The 18,529-nt window shown below is 68.7% G+C and carries 17 protein-coding genes, 1 tRNA gene and 3 pseudogenes; 9 read left to right on the top strand and 12 right to left on the bottom strand.

Going from position 1 to position 18,529, the window contains the following annotated elements; genetic code table 11:
- Positions 1-24: 24 nt before the first annotated feature.
- Positions 25-2,553 (bottom strand): SdrD B-like domain-containing protein, encoded by a 2,529-nt coding sequence (locus ACGFNV_RS12860; protein WP_393621873.1) that lies wholly within the window; start codon positions 2,551-2,553, stop codon positions 25-27.
- Positions 2,554-2,984: 431 nt separating this feature from the next.
- Here ACGFNV_RS12860 and ACGFNV_RS12855 point away from each other — a divergent pair, with 431 nt between their 5' ends.
- From ACGFNV_RS12855 to ACGFNV_RS12835, 5 genes are all read left to right on the top strand, one after another.
- Positions 2,985-3,380 (top strand): DUF6959 family protein, encoded by a 396-nt coding sequence (locus ACGFNV_RS12855; protein WP_393622496.1) that lies wholly within the window; start codon positions 2,985-2,987, stop codon positions 3,378-3,380.
- A gap of 177 nt (positions 3,381-3,557) precedes the next feature.
- Entirely contained in the window at positions 3,558-4,349 is a 792-nt protein-coding gene (locus tag ACGFNV_RS12850) for a hypothetical protein (RefSeq protein ID WP_393621871.1), read from the top strand.
- Between the two features lie 27 nt (positions 4,350-4,376).
- Entirely contained in the window at positions 4,377-5,537 is a 1,161-nt protein-coding gene (locus ACGFNV_RS12845) for a sensor histidine kinase (RefSeq protein WP_393621869.1), read from the top strand.
- Positions 5,534-6,220 (top strand): response regulator, encoded by a 687-nt coding sequence (locus tag ACGFNV_RS12840; RefSeq protein ID WP_393621868.1) that lies wholly within the window; start codon positions 5,534-5,536, stop codon positions 6,218-6,220. The genes ACGFNV_RS12845 and ACGFNV_RS12840 overlap by 4 nt, the downstream gene beginning before the upstream one ends.
- A 307-nt stretch (positions 6,221-6,527) precedes the next feature.
- Entirely contained in the window at positions 6,528-6,842 is a 315-nt protein-coding gene (locus tag ACGFNV_RS12835; protein WP_393621866.1) for a hypothetical protein, read from the top strand.
- 271 nt (positions 6,843-7,113) lie between these two features.
- Here ACGFNV_RS12835 and ACGFNV_RS12830 read toward each other — a convergent pair whose 3' ends face one another.
- The 4 genes and pseudogenes from ACGFNV_RS12830 to ACGFNV_RS12815 all read right to left on the bottom strand — a co-directional run.
- On the bottom strand, positions 7,114-7,527 hold the full coding sequence (locus ACGFNV_RS12830; RefSeq protein WP_393621864.1) for an Imm10 family immunity protein: 414 nt from the start codon (positions 7,525-7,527) through the stop codon (positions 7,114-7,116).
- A 276-nt stretch (positions 7,528-7,803) separates the two neighbouring features.
- Positions 7,804-8,103, bottom strand: a complete 300-nt coding sequence (locus ACGFNV_RS12825) for a putative quinol monooxygenase (RefSeq protein ID WP_393621862.1) — start codon at positions 8,101-8,103, stop codon at positions 7,804-7,806.
- Between the two features lie 76 nt (positions 8,104-8,179).
- A complete protein-coding gene (locus tag ACGFNV_RS12820) occupies positions 8,180-8,563 on the bottom strand; it encodes an ester cyclase (RefSeq protein ID WP_393621861.1) in 384 nt (127 codons plus the stop codon).
- A gap of 516 nt (positions 8,564-9,079) precedes the next feature.
- Positions 9,080-9,352, bottom strand: a pseudogene (locus ACGFNV_RS12815) (hypothetical protein); the annotation flags it as partial.
- On the opposite strand from ACGFNV_RS12815, the pseudogene ACGFNV_RS12810 reads away from it, so the two are divergent.
- Positions 9,341-9,946: pseudogene (locus ACGFNV_RS12810) on the top strand (site-specific integrase); the annotation flags it as partial. The pseudogenes ACGFNV_RS12815 and ACGFNV_RS12810 sit on opposite strands and share 12 nt — an antisense overlap.
- 68 nt (positions 9,947-10,014) lie before the next feature.
- Here the strand turns inward: ACGFNV_RS12810 and ACGFNV_RS12805 are convergent.
- Positions 10,015-10,090 (bottom strand) — tRNA-Arg (locus tag ACGFNV_RS12805).
- A gap of 565 nt (positions 10,091-10,655) precedes the next feature.
- On the opposite strand from ACGFNV_RS12805, the gene ACGFNV_RS12800 reads away from it, so the two are divergent.
- Positions 10,656-10,805, top strand: coding sequence for a hypothetical protein (locus tag ACGFNV_RS12800; RefSeq protein ID WP_393621860.1), 150 nt, complete (start codon positions 10,656-10,658; stop codon positions 10,803-10,805).
- Between the two features lie 110 nt (positions 10,806-10,915).
- On the opposite strand, the gene ACGFNV_RS12795 is transcribed toward ACGFNV_RS12800, so the two are convergent.
- From ACGFNV_RS12795 to ACGFNV_RS12785, 3 genes are all read right to left on the bottom strand, one after another.
- Positions 10,916-11,719, bottom strand: a complete 804-nt coding sequence (locus ACGFNV_RS12795; RefSeq protein ID WP_393621858.1) for an SDR family NAD(P)-dependent oxidoreductase — start codon at positions 11,717-11,719, stop codon at positions 10,916-10,918.
- Positions 11,720-11,797: 78 nt separating this feature from the next.
- Positions 11,798-12,574 (bottom strand): SDR family oxidoreductase, encoded by a 777-nt coding sequence (locus tag ACGFNV_RS12790; protein WP_393621856.1) that lies wholly within the window; start codon positions 12,572-12,574, stop codon positions 11,798-11,800.
- 373 nt (positions 12,575-12,947) lie between these two features.
- Positions 12,948-13,802 (bottom strand): oxidoreductase, encoded by an 855-nt coding sequence (locus tag ACGFNV_RS12785; protein WP_393621855.1) that lies wholly within the window; start codon positions 13,800-13,802, stop codon positions 12,948-12,950.
- A 286-nt stretch (positions 13,803-14,088) separates the two neighbouring features.
- On the opposite strand from ACGFNV_RS12785, the gene ACGFNV_RS12780 reads away from it, so the two are divergent.
- Both ACGFNV_RS12780 and ACGFNV_RS12775 read left to right on the top strand, forming a co-directional pair.
- Positions 14,089-15,006 carry a helix-turn-helix transcriptional regulator gene (locus ACGFNV_RS12780; RefSeq protein WP_393621853.1) on the top strand — a complete coding sequence of 306 codons (918 nt, stop codon included), beginning with the start codon at positions 14,089-14,091 and terminating at the stop codon, positions 15,004-15,006.
- A 66-nt stretch (positions 15,007-15,072) separates the two neighbouring features.
- Positions 15,073-15,870, top strand: a pseudogene (locus ACGFNV_RS12775) (NAD-dependent epimerase/dehydratase family protein); the annotation flags it as partial.
- Positions 15,871-15,882: 12 nt separating this feature from the next.
- Here the strand turns inward: ACGFNV_RS12775 and ACGFNV_RS12770 are convergent.
- The 3 genes from ACGFNV_RS12770 to ACGFNV_RS12760 all read right to left on the bottom strand — a co-directional run bounded on the left by ACGFNV_RS12770 (position 15,883) and on the right by ACGFNV_RS12760 (position 18,438).
- Positions 15,883-16,647, bottom strand: a complete 765-nt coding sequence (locus ACGFNV_RS12770) for an SDR family NAD(P)-dependent oxidoreductase (protein ID WP_393621851.1) — start codon at positions 16,645-16,647, stop codon at positions 15,883-15,885.
- Between the two features lie 49 nt (positions 16,648-16,696).
- Positions 16,697-17,089, bottom strand: a complete 393-nt coding sequence (locus ACGFNV_RS12765; RefSeq protein WP_393621849.1) for a nuclear transport factor 2 family protein — start codon at positions 17,087-17,089, stop codon at positions 16,697-16,699.
- Positions 17,090-17,172: 83 nt separating this feature from the next.
- Positions 17,173-18,438, bottom strand: a complete 1,266-nt coding sequence (locus ACGFNV_RS12760) for an MFS transporter (RefSeq protein WP_393621847.1) — start codon at positions 18,436-18,438, stop codon at positions 17,173-17,175.
- Between the last annotated feature and the right edge of the window lie 91 nt (positions 18,439-18,529).

Genomic DNA, 18,529 nt, shown 5'->3' with positions numbered 1-18,529 from the left:
CGTTCGTTCAGTCGTTCAGTTCGTTCAGTGTTGCTGAGCGCGCCGCTTCCGGCTCATGAACGCCATGACCAGTCCCGCACCCATCAGCAGGCCGGCGAGGGCGATCACCTCCGGCAGCCCGGACGTGCCGGTGTGCGCCATCGAACCCCCGCCCCCGCCGGCCGGGGCCGGGTAGGCGGGCGGCGCGGACGACGGCGGCGTGGAAGCGGGCGGCGAACTCGAACTCGGAGTCGGGGTGGGCGTCGGCGTCGGCGTCGGTGTCGGCGTCGGCGTCGGTGTCGGTGACGGCGGGGTCTCCTTCGGGACATACACCCCGGCGTCGATCGTGTGATCGACCTCGCCCGGCTCGTCCGGGGCCGTGACCGGCGCGGAGCCGTCGCACAGCTGCCCGGTGGTCGGCGGGGTCACGTTGGAGTCATGCGCACGGCTGGCCCCGGCTCGCGGGAGCGTGAACCGCAGCTCGCTCGTCGCGGGCCGGCCGGGCACCTTGCCGGTGTCCGCCGTACACACGTCGAATTGCACCGTGTACTCAGCACCTGGCGTGAGCTGGTACTCGGCGCCGACACCACCGAAGTAGTACTCACCGGCGGCATCGGTCGTGGTCGTGGCGACCTGCTTGCCGACCGCGTCCAGGAGGTTGATCGTCGCCCCCGGCAGCGGCACTTCCGCCGCGTCCTGGAGCCCGTTGTGGTCGCCGTCGAACCACACGCGGTTACCGATCTGGATCGGCGCGTTCGCCGCCGTGAACGCGATGTCCCCGAGTCCGCCGGCCTTGCCGAACCCGCCTTGTTCCCGGCTGACGAACTGGAATCCGTTGGCGGTCGGGTTGTTGCCCGGGCCCTCACCGGACGTGATGTTGTGGTAGCCGGTTCCCGAGGTCGCGACATTGACGACGGGGTCGAACTCCGTGCTGACAACCCACTGCTGCTGCGGGATGAAGGCCACCGACCCCAGCGCGGTCTCCCTGTGCGCCCCGGCGTAGAAGTCGCCCGGGAAGTATTCGACGGTATCCGCGGACTGTCCGCCGCTGTTGGCGGGGTTGGCGTGGTTGGGGCAGCTCCCGGTGCCTTCCCACTCGAACGTACCGGTGGGAGTGGCGCAGACCATGGTGATGTCACCACCGGACATGCCGCTTTGCGCATCGTCCCCCGGGCGGGGGCCCTTCCCTCCCCAACCGAGCACGTCCATGAACCGGTCGCGGAAACCCAGGATCATCGAGCCGTCGCGCCCGAAGGCGAGGGAGGCCAGCTCCGGCTGCGGATCGATGAAGACGTTGCCCACCTTCCGGTCGTCCCACGTGGCCAGGCTGGTGTTCCACGGGTTCCAGTGGGTGGCCCGGTCGACATCCTCGGTGCCGAAGACGGCGCCGCGCTTGGCGGTGAGCGGGTGGTCCAGCACCGTTGTGAACCGCTCACCGTCGTAGGCGTAGACGACGGCCTTCAGGTCCGCACGCCGCTGCGTGCTCTCCGCGCTGCACACACCGCCGACGTACAGCCTGTTGTCGTGGTACTCAAGACCGAACGGCCGCCAGTCGCCGGAACTCGCGCACCCCGGGTCCGGGATCCGCACCGTCGCCTCGGGAAGCAGGGCGGTGTCCCCGGTCGCGTCGAAGCTCACCAGGCTGCGGGTCAGCAGATTCACCGCGTACAGCGTGGAGCCGTCAGCTGACAGGGCCAGTCCACCGATGCTCTCCTTACCCGGCGCGTCGGTGAACCCGGCGTCCCTCTCCATGTTGGTGGCGTCATGCGGCGTCACCACGGCGCCCGGCACGCGCGCGAACAGCTCCGGCGCACCCGAGCCGTCGGCCGGGACCGTGTAGATCGCGCCGGCGCCCTGCGGCCCGTAGGCGGCGTACCGGCGGGCGAACGCGCTCTGGAACACCCGGTTTTCGTTCTTGTCGTACGCCAGCCCGAACGTCGTGCCCACCTGGGCCTGCGTGGCCAGCGTGTCGGGGCACGCCACATCGGTGGGACACGTGCCCCGGGCGTTCGTCCCGAACGCCACCAGGGCCCGGGTGTCGGTTCCGTTGGCGGCGTTGTGGACCGGTACGAAATAGCGCGCGCCAGGCAGCGCGTAATCGGCCGGGTTCCACACGCCCGTCACCACCGAGGCGTTCTTTCCGTCCGACACATCCGCGAACGACGTGAAGCTGTCGAAGTGGTTGTCCGCCGTCGACGCGGGCGCCGCCTGCAGATAGTCGCTGTACGGCGCCGGGACACTGACGTCGACCCGGTACTGGCCGCCGCTCAGCTCCGTCGACGGTGGCACCACGACCTTTCCCGTGGCATCCGTGACGCCGGTGACATGGTGCCCGGCGGGGTCGGAGATCTCCACCTTCATGCCCCGCTGCGGCACGTCCATCGTCGTGTTGATCACGCCGGTGCCGAAGAAGTCGCGCAGCACCTGGACCGTCAGCGTGCCGTCGTCCGTTGAAGCGGTGGCCGGTCCAGCCGTCGCTCCGACGGCGCCACCTGCCAGGAGGAGAACAGATAACCCCAGGCGCGCCAGCGGCCCGCAGGCCGACCGGCGCGAGTCTCTGCCGACTCGGTTCACAGCATCACACTCCACTTTTCTCTTGTCATGAAATCGAAGCCTCCGCTTCTTGCTGCACGCCCACCGCATGGCCCCGGTCACGTACGCCAGGTTGCGAACGCGATGGAAAAGAAAAGGGCCCACTGCCGTGGCGTGGACCGCATTGTGGTGAGCACTTGAGGGGTTGTGGGAGAGTTGTAAGCGCCGCTGGTCAGGGAGAGGAAACGTGTGTTCATGACCTTGGGCAGAACCGCCCCGGTTTGTGTTTCTTCCCAGCCCAATCACGATGTGTTCGCCCCCCGCCGACCTCACCGGCCCGCAGTTGCGAGCAGCGCGCAATACTATCTGTTGGGGCCTCGTCGGCACCAGCAGAATCCCTGGTATCCATCAGGATCGGTAGTAGTACCGAGTCTCCCGGGAATGGGGACAGGAAGAAGTGCGACAGCGACGTGATGGCCGAATTCATTCCTGTTGGACCGGGCGCGTTCGGATGCCGCGTCGTGCAACACCTCGAATCAGACAGTAGAACGTGTCCTCGTTCCAGCCGGCCCGCGAGGCGTCGACGCATTCCTCTTCGCACACTTCGACCGGACAGCCATTGCCGGTGCGAACTCACTGGTGGTTCGCGCGAAGGTGCGATGCCACCTCGCGGCGTGTCCCGGATGTGCCCCCTCGCGCACGCGGTGGCCGGGCCACGCAGGCCACCCGCGCGGCGGCGCCGGCGAAGCGAGCGTGGCCAGCTGGCCGAAGCCCAGGACGCTGCCGGCGTCCTCCTGGCGGGCCTCGACGCTGTGCTGACGCGTTACGCGAATGCGCTGCAGGAGCACGCGATGCCTCGACCGTACTGAGTGGCTGGGTCAACGACCTCCTCGTCCCGAAGCAACCTGGCAAGGCGTCAGTTGCTCATGCGGCGGACTGAAGGAGGTGCGTGTTCGGTGGTCCGACGGGTCATACCCAGGTCTGACCCCGCGGTTCAGCTCCTGGTCCGACGCCCTGCGGGGGACGGCGAAGGCATCGTCGTCAGCATGACGAATCCCACGACGTCCACGGCCGCCACCCCGGTCACAACGAGCGGCACCCGACTGCGTGGCGCGCTGCCTGTGGAGCGGTGGGAGGCCACCGGCTTCCCCGGACGTTGGGTGGGCGGCACTGCCATGGTGCTCGGCCCACTCCTGATGCTGACCGGCGCGTTGCTGCGGGCCCGCTTCCACTTCTTCTTCCCCGACCAACTCGCCGCGTACGAGCGGCACCCCACTCTGATGGCCACCACATATGGCCTGTTTGCCGCGGGCAACCTGCTGCTCTGGCCCGCTGTGGCGGTGGTGGCTGCACGGATCGGGGCGCGGAGTGCGGGCTGGGGCCTGTGGGGCGGGGTCCTGGTGATGTTCGGACTGTTCGCCCGCACCTTCCACGCGGGGGTGGATCACCTCGCCTTTCAACTGGTGCATTCCCAGGGAGTCGGGCCCGCCACCGAAGCGGTCTCCGCCGGCTACGGCGCCTTCCACGTCTTCGCCACGCTGAACATCGCCATCCTCGGAGGGTGGATCGTCCTTGCCCTCGGCGCCTGGCGCACCCGGGTGCTCGGCCCGGTCCGCGCTGCCGCACTCGGCCTCACCGCGGCACTGCCCCTCGGAGTACTCAAGGGAACCACTCCTCTGTCGCTGGTGGCCCTGGCCGGACTGTGCGCCGCACTCGTGCCGCTGGGTCTGGCGCTGCTGTGTGAAGCGCCCCGCCCCAGCCGAGCCGCCGTGCTGCGCTGGGTGCCGCTGACCCTGGTGACGCTCGGGCTGATGGTGCTGCTGGGACAGGCCGGTTGAGTGAACGCGTACAGATACGGTCGGGCCATGAAGCCTAAGGGGCAGCGCCATCTCTACGTCCTCGACCTCAGCGCGGCACTGGCCCTGACCGCCGTGTACGTCGGCTTCGCCCGGCTGACCTCCGACGACGGCCAGCCTGCCTACACAGGGCCGTCCTGGCTCGGCTACGTGATCGCCGCCACGGCCGGCCTGCCGATCGCCGTACGCCGCCGTTGGCCGCTTGCGGTCCTGGTGGCCGTACTGGCCGCTCTGGCCACGGCATCTATTCTCGACATCCCCCGTGAGCCATACGCCGCCGCCGGGCTCGCGGCCTACCTCGTCGGACTGGCCGAGCCCGCCCGCCGGTCCGTGCCCGCACTCGCGGTGACGCTGCCAGTGGCTTTCGGTGCCGTGTATCTCGGCGAGGCAGTGGTCACTCCCGCCGAAGACTGGCGGGGCGCCGTCGGAGTGGCCGGACTTGTACTCCTGGTGATTGGGGCGGCCTGGGGTGTGGGGTTCACCGTACGTGGCCGCCGGGCCGAGGCCGCTCGCGAACAGCGGCGCCGGTCGGAGCGCACACTCGACGAGGAGCGCCTGCGGATCGCCCGTGAGCTGCACGACATCGTCTCGCACAACCTCAGCCTGATCGCCGTCAAGGCGGGCGTTGCCGGGCATGTGGCGGAGGCCGACCCGTGGGAGGCACGGGCCGCCCTCAAGGTCATCGAGGAGACGAGCCGTTCCGCGCTGGCCGAGATGCGGCGCACGCTCGGCGTGCTGCGCACCCAGGGAGCGCCCCTAGAGCCTGCACCGGGCCTCGACCGTCTTGGCTCGCTCGCGGCGGAGGCGAAACGGGCAGGGGTGGATGTCGACCTGACGGTGCATGTCATGGAAGGCCTGACCGAGGGGATACAGCTGATCATCTACCGGATCGTCCAGGAGTCCCTCACCAACGCGGTCCGGCACGCCGCCCCGACCCGCTGCCAGGTCAGGGTGGAGGCGGATGAGCGAGAGATCCGCATCGACATCGCGGACGAGGGACCACCACCTGCACCCGGGCGAGCTGTCCGCGAACTACCGGGCGGACATGGCCTCTTGGGTATGCGGGAGCGGGCGATGATGTACGGCGGCAGCTTGGAGGCGGGCCCCCGGCCGGGGGGCGGCTTCGCGGTGTCCGTCCGCCTGCCCGCCGAAGGGAACCAAGGATTATGACCGACGTGCCCCCAGTCCGGGTTCTGATCGTCGACGACCAGGCGATGGTTCGCGGCAGCTTCCGGGTCCTCGTCGACCACACGCCCGGCATGACGGCCGTGGGCGAGGCCGCGAACGGAGTGGAGGCCGTCGAACTCGCCCGCCGCGAACGGCCGGACGTCGTGATGATGGACGTACGCATGCCGGGCTGCGACGGCATTGAGGCGACCCGGCAGATCTGCGCGAACCCGGCCCTGTCCGGCGTCCGCGTCCTCATCCTCACCACCTTCGACCTGGACGAGTACGTCTACGCCGCCCTGCGCGCCGGCGCCGCGGGCTTTCTGCTCAAGGACACCCCGCCGACCGAGGTCCTCACCGCTATCGGCGTCGTCGCCTCGGGCGAGGCGCTGCTCGCCCCCTCGGTGACCCGCCGCCTGATAGCGGAGTTTGCCCGCCGCCCAGAGCCCGCGCGCCCGCCCAGCCGCTCATTGGACGGGGTTACCGACCGGGAGCTGGAGATCCTCGGGCTGATCGCACGGGGTTTGTCCAACACAGAGATCGCAGAACACCTCCACCTGAGCCTGGCCACGGTCAAGACCCACATCGGGCGCCTACTCGCCAAGCTGCATGCACGCGACCGCGCCCAACTCGTGATCGTCGCCTACGAGACCGGGCTCGTGGGCGACCGCCAACATCGAGGGTGACGTTCACGGGGCAGACGGCTCTCTCAGAGTCCCGAGGCGCGCGCCTCATATGTGCTGCGAGAAGAAGAGGCCCTGCCACCCACTCGGACGGCAGGGCCTCTGACCTGCTACTTCTCAGTGCCCCCGGCAGGATTCGAACCTGCGACACCCGCTTTAGGAGTTCGATCGCTCCTCGGCACCACCGGGGAACGACACGGCCACGCTGGCCATGCCAGGCTGCCTGGGAGTGCTGGCGTCCGGCGCCGTTGATGTCACTAGTGGATGTCAGAACGGCCCAACTACGTGCGGTCGTTGGCACGATGGTTCCGTGGACGACCTGGAGCGCATCGCGGCAGAGATCATGGCGTACTACCGAGCACTCGACGAGTGCGCCACTCTGCGGCACCACTTCCGCCACGCTGACGAAGAAGGCGGCCTCTGGTACATCGAGGCCGTACCCGACAGCGGCCAGTTGATCGTCATCAAGCAGGCCGAGTTGACCGCGGCCGGCCAGCTCCACCGATACAGCTGGGAGCACCTGGAGGACGAGCACGGCGGCCTGACAGACCAAGCAATCGATCCTGGACAGGATCCGCTGGAGGCCATCCCGTCCGAAGAGTTCCAGCGCGTGTGGACTCGGTGAGCGGTCTGGACAACCACTTTAGGAGCGAGGTTGGGCGAGTGGCGCCCTGAGCTGCGAACTGTCCACATGAGCTGACCGAGGGCCGGTCACCTGTCGGCCACCGTCGTTCCCCGTGGCTCCCCGCTGGATCTGGCACGGGTGTGGCACGGGGAACTTCTGATCCGTAGCTCTATGTGGAGCGGTTGTTGATGGTCATACCGGTCCTGACACGGCTTTTCGAGGGTGCTGCCGGTCGGGCTCGGTTGCTGGGGTTGCTGTGCTGCTGTACTTGCTACAGGTTGATCAGTCTCGGGTGAGCACCTGGACGCCCGTACGCCAGGATGCGCGGCAGCACCTCGCGCATACGTGCCACGTCGACCGCCGGCGCCCGCAACAAGGCCTCGACGATGGGGTCGGTCAAGCCGAGCGCGTCCAGCGACGAAGGGTGCAACGTCACCCGAAACACATCTCCGTCCAGTTCCACCTCACGCACACAGCCATATGCGGTGCCCTGGTCCGGCGTGACAAGACAGTGGGTGTCCATCCCCAAGGACACTTCCTGAGCGTCGGGCTCCTCGAAGTCGCACATGAACAACAGGGAGAACCCATCCTCGTCGTCCGACTCGGCCACACCCGCCATCACGCAGTCGTCTTGATCCGGATCATCGAACCCGCAAGCAATCTGCGCCGTGAATCTGTACGCCATGCGGGTGTTTCTAGCACTCGGGGCTGACAGTCTCGATCACCCGGGTGGACCCCAGACAAGACAACGGGAGCGGCGCCCCCTTTGCCAGGTGCACCGCCCCAGTTGTAGGGCGCTATGGCCTCATCTTTATCAGGTCGATCACAGAGGCTTGTCAACGTCGACCAACGGTCCCTGCGCCTCGGTCGATCGTCCACTGAGGTCCGGCACCGACCGCTGCTGTTCGTGCTTGTTGGTGTCAGCCGCTGGTGTCAGAGTCTGATGCAGTCTTGACAACGTCTAAAGTCCCAGCCCGCCCACGACGGACAAATCCTGCCTGGTGAACTCTCCCGTCAGCATCGGCATCGCCTTGCTGATGGCAGCTTTTGCCTCCGGCAGCTCTAGCGAAGCATCGTGATGTTCCTTGCTCTCCCAGACCTCGGTCACCCAGATCGTCACGTCATCGTCGTCGGACACGCTGACAACGTAGAGGTGGCATCCCGCCTCGCGGAGACCGTCCACACCACTCAGCAAAATGGAGACGACTTCGTCGCGGGAACCGGGCTGGGTTTTCATCGAGGCGATGTAGCCGTAAGTCATGGTGACTCCCTCTCCCTGGGATGAACCGTTGTGCCTGGGCCAGGACCCTTCCATCGGCGGCCTGGAGACACAAGGATCAACCTGGGGTCACGCTGCTACCCGCCGGGCGGTTGAGCGTGGATATGCCCCACAGTTCGGCGATGCGACCGTCGAGCACCCGGAAGATCTCCATCATCGAGGGCAGGGGCTGGTCATCGACGCCTGCGCCGTCCAAGACACCGTGCAAGGACGTGCGAACCGCCACCTTGTCCGCATCCACGACCATGTCCTCGACGATGACCTGGATGTCGGGGAACGTGGCGTGAAGCCCGCTCCACGCCTTCACGACGCTGTCGACGCCGACGGTGCCCAGCGGATGGCTCACGAAGTCGGCGGAGAAGATCGTCTCTGCCGCGGCGAGGTCACGAGCGTTGAACGCCTCGTACATGCGCTGAGCAACGGCCCTTGCGTCGTGCGTCATATCACTCCCCAGTCGTCGGCGACCTCAGCAGTCAACCACGCGCTCGACTCCCCCAAGCCACCGGCACTCCACCCCAGCCCACCACTCTCCCCAGCTCCCATCCCGTCCGCCGTCGACCCACACACCGTGGAGCGGGCGTGGTTCAGGGCGTCCAGGTGGAGCGCGCCACTGTACGAACGACCTGGACGCCCTGGGCCGCGTCTGCTCGGCTCTGCCTGGGTCGATGGTGGACGGGATGGGAGCACCCCGCGCATGCCCCTACGGACCCGCGGTCGGGAACGGCGCCCCCTCTATCCCGGTGCCGGCCGATCCCCCGCCGGAGGCATCGTCTTGACCGTGGGCCTCGCTATGCGGTGATCGACTCATGGCTTCCGGCCCTATCCACATGTGGGCGCGCGTCGGCGGCGGCAGCGCCGAGCGGGCCGAAGGCAGGAGCGCGGGCGCAGCCAGAGCCGGGAAGCGCGCCCGGCGGAGCGGAGCGCAGCCGGGGCTTGAACCCGTAAAGAAAGTTGTAACTCAGTCGGTGGGGCGGGGCTTGAAGTCGTATGCGCAGCTGGGGAGGTTGGTGGCCTGGCGGTGTGCGAGTGGCAGGAAGAGCGCTGGCCGGATGGTCCAGGTGATGCGTGTGCCGGCCTGGGTGATGGTCACCGTGCAGGGCTCGGAGCGTAGGAGGGCTCGTCGGGTCTCGATGCGGCCGTCGTACAACCACTCCCACGCTTCTTCGGATGCGTCGGGATCGAGCGCCGGTGAGATGGTGCGCAGAGCTACCGCTACCCATCGGTCGGCTTCCTCGCCGCCTCCCGCAAGGACCCGCTCTATGCCGCCTTCGTCCTCGCCATCGCCATGGGCCTTCGCCGAGGAGAGATCGTCGGTCTCCGCTGGTCGGACCTCGACCTCGACAACCGCGTCCTCTACGTCCGCCACCAGGTCCAGCGCCGCCGTGGCGTCCTCTACGACGATGACCCCAAGAGCCGCCGTCGCCGAGCCGTCCCGCTGCCCGCCCTTTGCATCGCGCCCCTGCGCTGGCATCGGATGCGGCAGGCGGACGCTCGTGCCAAGGCGGGGGAGAGGTGGAAGGGCTCCGACTACGTCTTCGCCACCCGAACCGGCCGCCCCGTCGAGCCGCGCAACCTCTACCGCTCCATCACGCGCGTCGCCGAGGCCGCCGGCCTCCGCGTGATCCGGCTGCACGACGCCCGCCACGGGACCGCGACCCTCCTCACGGCGGCCGGAGTCGCGCCCCGCGTCGTTATGGAGATCCTGGGCCACTCCCAGATCAGCATCACCATGGACGTCTACACCCACGTCGTCCAGGACACCCAGCGCGAGGCCATGAGCCACATGGACCGGCTGCTGCGAAAGAGGCGTCCCGATCGCGGGTGAGCGCCCCCGTTGATGTCAAAAGTAGATGTCAAAGGCCCCGGACCATGATCGGTCCGGGGCCTTTGCGCTGGTGCCCCCGGCAGGATTCGAACCTGCGACACCCGCTTTAGGAGAGCGGTGCTCTATCCCCTGAGCTACGAAGGCGGGGGCTTGTAGAAAACCTTGTTGAAAATCCAGGGTGTGGATCTTCAACGAGAAATACAAGCCCGCTGGTCAGACGCGGTTGGACGCTCTCCGCGTCGTTACCTGAGCGGACAACGCGACGCGCCAACGACTGACCAGGGACAGCGTAGCGGATGCACCGCCACCGAGGGGCCTCCGTATAGGGCCAGGAGATCGGGGTGGCGAGCTCGGACGCCTGTGACCTGCTGTCTTTGTGGCTCGCAGTGCGAGATTGGTGGAAGCCTGAGGGGTAGGGACTGAGGGCGGTTGGGCCGTTCTGCTCCCTGCGTCAGCTTCTGGATCACTTGCCCGCGTTCGCTGGTGCCTGGCCAGGCCCCGGTCATGTCCCGCTGGGTTCACGAGGCGCGCGATCCAGTTAGGCGGTCTGCCACAGCGGCAGAGCATGCGGGAGCAGACCTCCGGCAGCAGCCAGCCCTCAGCCAGTACGTCAACGTGTTGAGGATCTACCGCCGCGTATGTTTCGCCAGTTGCTCAACGGGATTGTCCGCCGGAAACGGCGGGCAGAGGATGTCCCGCGACGCTGATCATGCGCAGCTTCTTCGTCGGCCAGCCCAGGAACTCAAGGATTCGGCGGCACTCGACGGCGCGTGAGTTTTCGGTGGTGCCCGTGATCGTGTTCTATCTGCTCGCGCGGCGGAACATCGTGAACGGCCTCGGCGCCGGCGCCCTCAAGTAGCCCGGCCGCGCGCAGCAGTCGGCAGCCCCCGGGGTGCCGCGGACATGGCTGGCGGAGGCTGCTGCCGCACTCAGCTCGTGCCTCTTCCGGCTGCGAGCCTCATGGTTGCCCTAGTGCTCAGGGCGTGGCTTGGCCTTGGTGGCGTGGCGGGCGGCCTTGTAGGTCTCGGGCAGGAAGCGGTGTTCGATGGCGGTGCGCTTGGTGGCGGCGTCGCCGCCGACGACTTCGGCGCGGCCGTTCATCAGGGCGAGGAAGCCCTGGCGGGCGACTTCCTTGCGGCTGTTCTTCTTCATGCCGGGGCCGAAGGCGGTGTTGTTCATGCCGGCGTTGGCGTGGAAGTTGCTGTCGGTGGCTCCGGGCATGAGGCAGGTGATGGTGATCCCGTGTTCTTTGAGCTCCTCACGCAATCCGAGGGCGAACATGCGGGTAAAGGCGCGGGAGGGCCCGTAAACGGTCTCGTAGGGGGTGGGCAGGGTCGCTGACAGGGACGAGGTGATCAGGATGCGGCCGCGGCCGTTGTCGGCCATGTGCCGGGCGACGTGCTTGGCCAGGTGGACCACGGAGGCCACGTTCAGCTGGATCAGGGAGAGTTCGTCGTCGAGGTCGGTGTCGAGGAAGGCGCCGCCGATGCTGCGGCCGGCGTTGAGGACCGCGGCGTCGAGCGGTCGGCCGGTCTCCTGCACCGCCCGCCACACCGTCTCGACACCCTCGCTCTGGGAGAGGTCGGCGCGCACGGGTGTGACGTGGACGCCGTGCCGCGCGAGGTCGGCCGCTGCCTGGTCGGTGTGCTTGCTGCGGCCGGTGGCGATCAGGTCGAAGCCGTTGATGGCGAACAGCTTCGCAAGTTCGTGGCCGATGCCCGCGGAGGCCCCGGTCACCAGGGCGAGCGGGCGGCGGGAGACGGTGCTGCTCATGAGTGGTGCTCCTGTTCCGTGTGCTGGTGGGCGTCCGGCGCTGCCGGTGGCCGGCCATCGTGGGGGAGTGTGGGACCGCTACGGGGCCGGAGTGGGGTTACCAGACCTGGCGGGTGGGGTGGATGACGATGTCGTCGACGGTGACCTCGGCGGGCTGGTCGAGGGCGTGGACGACGGTGTCGGCCATCCGATCCGGGTGGATCGCGCCCTCGTTGAGGTCCTGGGCGATCTGCTTGCCCTCGGCGTTGGAGACCTTTCGACCCAGCCGGTGTCGATGAAACCGGGGCTGATCATGGAGACCTGGATGCCGTGGGTGATGCCGACCTCCTGGCGGAGGCTGTCGGTGATGCCGCGGATGAAGAACTTGGTGGCGCTGTGGACGCCGCTGGCATGTCCGACGCGGATGCCGGCCACCGGGCTGAGGTTGAGGATGTGGCCGGATCGGCGGGCGATCATGTCGGGCAGGACGGCGCTGATGGCGTGCAGGTAGCCGCGGAGGTTGGTGTCGATCATCTTGTCCCAGTCGTCGACGGCACCGTCGGACCACTTGGAGAAGAGCATCAGGCCGGCGTTGTTGACCAGGTGGTCGACGGGGCCGTATGCGCCGACGGCGAAGTCGATCAGGCCCTCGACGTCGTCCAGGCGGGTGACGTCGGTGACGCTTGCGGTCGCGGTGCCGCCGGCGTCGCGGATCTCGGTGACCAAGGTGTCGAGTTTGTCGGCGTTGCGGGCGGCGAGGACGACGCGGGCGCCACGGGTGGCCAGGGCGCGGGCGGCGGCCGCACCGATGCCGGAGGAGGCGCCGGTGATGACGCTGACGCGGCCCTCAAGGTGGGTTTCGCGGCTGTCTGCCATGGTGGCACTCTCCTTGCTGTGCGCAGTGTGAGACGCATGCGTGCGCGGCTGTCGAAGTCGAGGGACACGCGCTCGTCTGCGATCGCGTCAGGCTGGTGGGTCAGGTCCTCGGGGCACCGGGTGACGTGCCGACGTTTCCCGACCGTGGGTGAGGCCGGCCGGCGAGAGACCGTATGGTCTCGTCACCGGCCGGCACGCCTAAGGGCTGTCCCGTAATCCCTGGCGGGCGCGCGACGACAGCTACGGCACCTCGCCGCGTTGTCGGAACGTCCGCATACATCCAGTATGCGGACGTCCCTCCGCCTTGCGATGCACCGCATCTGACGCCGCACGCTGATCCACCAGGGATTACGGGACAGCCCTTAGCTGGAGATCAGGCGGCGGGAGCGTCGAAGTCGGCCGACTTCGTCAGCGCCTCGTTCGCGCGGATCTCGGCGAGCATCGACTCCAGCTGCTCGATCGCCATGCCGTACGCCGGGGCGCCCAGCAGCAGGCGCTGGGGATGGGCGTCGGCGGCGAGGGCGGTGATGATCGCCCGGGCGGCTGCGTGGGGGGCACCGGGTTCCTTGCCGGTGTCCGCGCGGAACGCGGCACGCGCCGCGCCGACCGTGTCGGCGTAATCCGCGATCTCCCGCTCGGGCAGCGTCTCGTTGGCGGACCGGCCGGCCCAGTCGGTGCGGAAGGGGCCGGGCTCCACGAGCAGCGTGGTGATGCCCAGCGGGGCGACCTCCTGGCGCAGGGCATCGGTCAGGCCCTCGACGGCGAACTTGGTGGCGGCGTAGTAGCCGACGGCCGGGAAGGCGCGCAGTCCTCCGATGGAAGAGAAGTTCACGATCGTTCCCGAGCGGCGTGCGCGCATGCCCGGCAGGACGGCGCGGATGACGTCGGACAGGCCGAAGACGTTGATGTCGAAGATCCGGCGGATCTCGTCGTCGGTGCTCTCCTCCACGGCGGCGAAGTAGCCGATGCCGGCGTTGTTGACCAGCACGTCGATGCCGCCGAAGTGCTTCTCCGCCGCCTCGACGGCCTCCCTGACCTGGGCGCCGTCGGTGACGTCGAGGGGCAGGGCGAGCGCCCGGTCGTTGCCCTCGACGAGGTCCTGGACTCGGGCGACGTTGCGGGCGGTGACGACTGCCTTGTGGCCGGCGACGAGGACCTCGCGGGCCAGAGCACGTCCGAAGCCGGTCGAGCAGCCGGTGATGAACCAGACCTTCTGCTGAACAGACACGATGCGGATCTTCCTCAGAACGGGCGCACCCCTCCCACACCGATCACCAAGAGTGACGGCGGCGGGGGCGCTGTGTACGGGGTGAAGCGGCGCCCGCCCCAGCCGGTGCCACGCACACGGCAGGCGGGCCGCGGACCCTTTCAAGGTCGCTGCGATGGCCGCCCAACCATTGATGCACGCCGTAACGCGGCGAACCAAGCCGTGGACGGGGGCCATTGCTGCCGGGGAAAAACCTTCCCCCCCACGCACGTGGAACCCCTCCGAGAGCCGGGGAACACTGGCACACATGGCGAACAATGCCGAGGAGATCAAGAAGTTCCTGCGCGCCCGGCGTGACGCGGTCCGCCCCTCCCAGGCCGGCCTGGCCAACTACCCGGGCCGACGAGTACCCGGCCTGCGCCGCGAAGAGGTGGCGCAGCTCGCCGGGGTCAGCGTGGACTACTACACCCGCCTGGAGCAAGGACGGCTTACCAGCGCCTCCGAAGGCGTCATCCTGTCCATCGCCGAGGCCCTGCGACTGACCCAGGCAGAGACCCAGTACCTTCGCGACCTGCTGCGCCCCCAGCCCCGCCGCAGCGCCGAGCCGGCACCGCCCCAGCAGGTGCGGCCCGATCTGCTGCGCATGCTGAAGGGGCTGCACGACCAGCCCGCCTTCGTCCTCGGCCGCCGCAACGAGGTCCTGGCCTCCAACGACCTCCTCGACGCCCTGTTCACCCCGTTCAACCACCGCCCAGCCAACGAGCGCAATCTGCTGCGCTGGATGCTCCTCGACCCCGCCGCCCGCTCCCTTTACCTCGACTGGGCGCAGGTCACCTCCGAGGTCGTCGGCGTGCTGCGCGCCGAGGCCGGCCGCAACCCCCACGACCCGCAGATCGCCGAATTCGTCGCCGAACTGCGCTCCGCATCCCCCGAGTTCCGCACCTGGTGGGCCGAGCGGACCGTAGTCGAACGTACCTGGGGCAGCAAACGGTTCAACCACCCCGTCATCGGCCGCCTCGACATCACCTACGAAGCCCTCTCCCTGCCGGGCGATCCCGACCAGATCCTCTTCGTCTACGCCGGCAAAACCGACGACGACCTCGAAAAGCTGCGCATCCTCGCCAGCTGGTACGCCCAGTCCACCCCCCACCCCGCCACCATCGGCAACGAAACTGCTCAGCCGCAACGGCACAGCACGGGCGAACAAGACCCCCGCCACGCGTAGGCCGCCGCGGCGTCCCGCCCGGCCCGGCGGCCTCGCCTCCCCCCCACACACAGCTCAAAGACAAGGGATGACCATGCCTGCCACGCCGTCACCGCTGCCTACAACGTCTTCGAGGCATGCCGCCGCCTCGGACTGCACGACATCGTCCTGGCCTCCAGCGAGACCGTCCTCGGGGTGCCCTTCGACGACTCGATCACCTACCTGCCGCTCGATGAGAACTCTCCCCGCCGCGGCCAAAACGCCTACGGCCTCAGCAAGCTCCTCATCGAGCAGATCGCCGAGGAGTACACCAAGAACGACCCCGGGCTGAGGGTCACCGCCCTGCGCCTGTCCTACGTCCAGAACGTCGAGGAGTACGCCGAACACCCCGACTTCGCTGACGACATCGACCATCGCATCTGGGACCTGTGGTCTTACATCGACGGTCGCGACAGCGGCGCCGCCGTCGAAGCCGCCCTCCACTACCAGCCGCGCGGGTTCGAGACCTTCCTCATCGTTGCCGACGACACCGCCATGCCCGTTCCCACGCCGGACCTCCTCGCCGCACGCTTCCCCGACGTGCCTGTGAGGACCGAGCTCGGCGACCGCACCCCGCTGCTGTCCAACGAGGCCGCCAAACAGGGCCTGGGCTTCCGCCCCCGGCACAGCTGGCGCGACCACGTCCCCACCGGGACTGACCCTGGCGCAGCACGACCAGGCCGAGCACCCGCCTGTCCTTGTTCGCTGCCGCGTCCCGCTTATGAGGACTCGACTTCCGGTTCTCCCGCAGGAGTTGAAAGAGACGGGCATGCCGGGTACGCCAGCCTCTCGCGTCGTACGGGATGCAGGAAGGTGGCGCCGGAGGTCCAGCGGGCGAGGGCGTAGGTGACCCTGGGCTCAGCGGGGGTACAGGCCGCCGTCGAGCGTGATCACCTTGTTGGTCAGATAGCCGTTGGTGACCATCGAGACGGCCATGGAGGCGACCTCGTCGGGCGTGCCAAGACGCCCGACCGGGATGGGCGCGGGCAGTTTTCCACCCTCGCCGGCATCGGCGGGCAGGATGCGGGTGCCTCCGATGAGCGCGGGCGCGAGTGCGTTGACCGTGACACCGGCGGCGGCGACACCGGCCGCCAGGGAATGGGTCAACCCGTGCAGGGCCGCCTTGCTGGCAGCGTAGTGCGGGCCGATGATGCCGCCGTTGAGGGCCGCGATGGACGAGACGAACAGGACCCGGCCCCAGCCGCGCTCGACCATGCCGGGAAGGGCGGCCTGCGCCATGAGAAACGGCGCGCGCACGTTGACGGCCATGGTTGTGTCCCAGGTGTCGGCGTCGATGTCGGCCCAGGCCAGCTGCTTTCCGATGCCCGCTCCCGCGATGAGCAGGTCGACGGGGCCGAGTACGTGGGAGGTCCGGTCGACCAGCTCGGCGGCGGCCGTCGCCTCGGACAGGTCCGCCTGGAGCGTGACCGCCCGGCCGGAGCCGTGGAGCGTGTTGATCCGGGTGGCGGTGTTCTCGGCATCCTCGCCGTGGCTGCCGTAGACGAGAGCGATACGGGCTCCGGCATCCGCGAGACGCAGGGCGACGGCTGTTCCGATGCCGCCGGAGCCTCCGGTGATCAGCGCGGTGCGGTCGGTGAGCGGGGTGGGGGAGATGTCGTTCATCGGATGTCCTCGTACGGGGTGGCGGGAGGGGCTTTCAGTCGTGTGAAGGTCAGCCGCCGTCGACCTGGGCCTGGAAGGCGGCGCGGTTGAAGTAGGCCTTCGCCTCGCGGATCCGGCCGGTGTCGTCCAGTTCGAACACGTTGATGCCCGACCAGTTGACCGGCCTGAGGTCCCGGGTGATGGCGGCACCGTGCCAGGCGACGGCCACGTTGTTTCCGGCGGTGTGCGCCTCGGTCGGGGTCAGCCCGAGGAAGGGGCTGAAGCCCGTGAGGACGGAGGCGACGAGCTCGTGGATCGCGGCGCGGCCCTTGAGGGGCGGCGTGCCGACCGGATCGTGGAAGAGCGCGTCCTCGGCGAAGGCGCCGCTCCAGGCGTCGGCGTCACCGTTCTGGGAGGCCTGGAAGAACTGCAGAACGGCCGGGGGCATGGCAGGGACGGACATGACGAATCCTTGGAGGGGGAGGCGGTGGTGGACAGGGCGGTCCTACGGATTGAGGGCGGTCACCAGGGGCTCGGTCATGCCGGTTACCGAGAGGGGAGCGTCGGCTCGGACTCGATCGCGTCCTTTGCGCCCGCCCCGGTGATACGGCGCCCGCTGCCCCCGACCCCGTACGTCACCACGGCCGACGCCACGGCGAGTGCGATGAGAGCGCACACCGCCCACCAGCCGAGATGCGTGTAGGCACGGGTACCGAGCCACGACCCGGCGCTCGCGCCGAGGAACGAGCAGGTCATGTAGCCCGTGTTGAGCCGGCTGTGAATCTCCGGGCGCAGGGCGAAGATGCGGGCCTGGTTGGCGACCTGTCCGCACTGCACCGCCACGTCGATCAGCAGCAATCCAGCGGCCAGAGCCACGATCCCGACGACACCGCCGAGCGCGCCGGCCGCCAGCACGCCCGCCGCGGCGACCCCGGCCACGACACACCACAGGTTGACGCGGTCGGGGCCGTACCGGTCCACCCACTTTCCGGCGGAGGGAGCGAGGAACAAGCTGCCCGCTCCGACCAGCGCGAGCACGCCCACGGCCTGCGTGCCCATGCCGTAGCGCGGTCCGGTGACCAGCAGCGCGACCGCGGTCCAGGCGGCGCTGAACCCTCCGAAGACGGTGACCTGGAAAAGCACGGACCTGCGCAGCTCCTTCTCCGTACGCAGCAGTCGCAGGGTGTCGGCGAGGAGGCCCGGGTAGCCGTCGCGGACTGCCGGGACGGTCGTGGGCAGAGCGGCACCGAGCACCACGGCGAGCAGCGCGGTGAGCAGGGCGGCGACCAGATACGGGGCCCGCCAGCCCAGGTGCTCGCCGAGAACACCGCCGAACGCGCGGGCCAGCAGGATGCCGCCGATCAGCCCCGCCTGGAGGGTCCCGATCACGCTGCCGCGCCGCTCGGGTGCGACGAGCCCGGCTGCCATGGGAAGGAGGACCTGTGGCACCACGGTGGCCAGGCCGACCAGGGTGCCCGCGGCGAGCAGCAGACCGATTCCGGGGGCGAGCCCTGCGGTCAGCAGCGCCACGCTCGTGACGGTGAGCAGCACGGTGATCAGAGGTCGGCGGGGGAGGCGGTCCCCGAGCGGGACGAGCAGGAAGATCCCGACGGCGTAGCCGAGTTGGGTCAGCGTCGCGAGGGTCGTGGCCGTGCCGTCGGAGACGACGAGACTCCGGGAGATGAGCGGGGTGAGGGCTTGTGGGAAATAGGCGTTGGCCACAGTGACACCGCAGGCCAGCGCCATGACGAGGGGGACACCGCGGCCGAGGGTCGGCTGCGCGGGAGCTGCCGGTGGTGTGGATCGGGGCATGGCGGCCGAGGACTCCTTTCGACGGCGATCGGTCCGTACCGAGGGCCGAACGAACTAGTTGGTTCGGTTGCTGAAATCAGCGTTGCATGCC

Source organism: Streptomyces sp. NPDC048751 (assembly GCF_043198595.1).
Lineage (GTDB): Bacteria > Actinomycetota > Actinomycetes > Streptomycetales > Streptomycetaceae > Streptomyces.
This window is presented reverse-complemented; position numbering and strand designations above follow the sequence as displayed.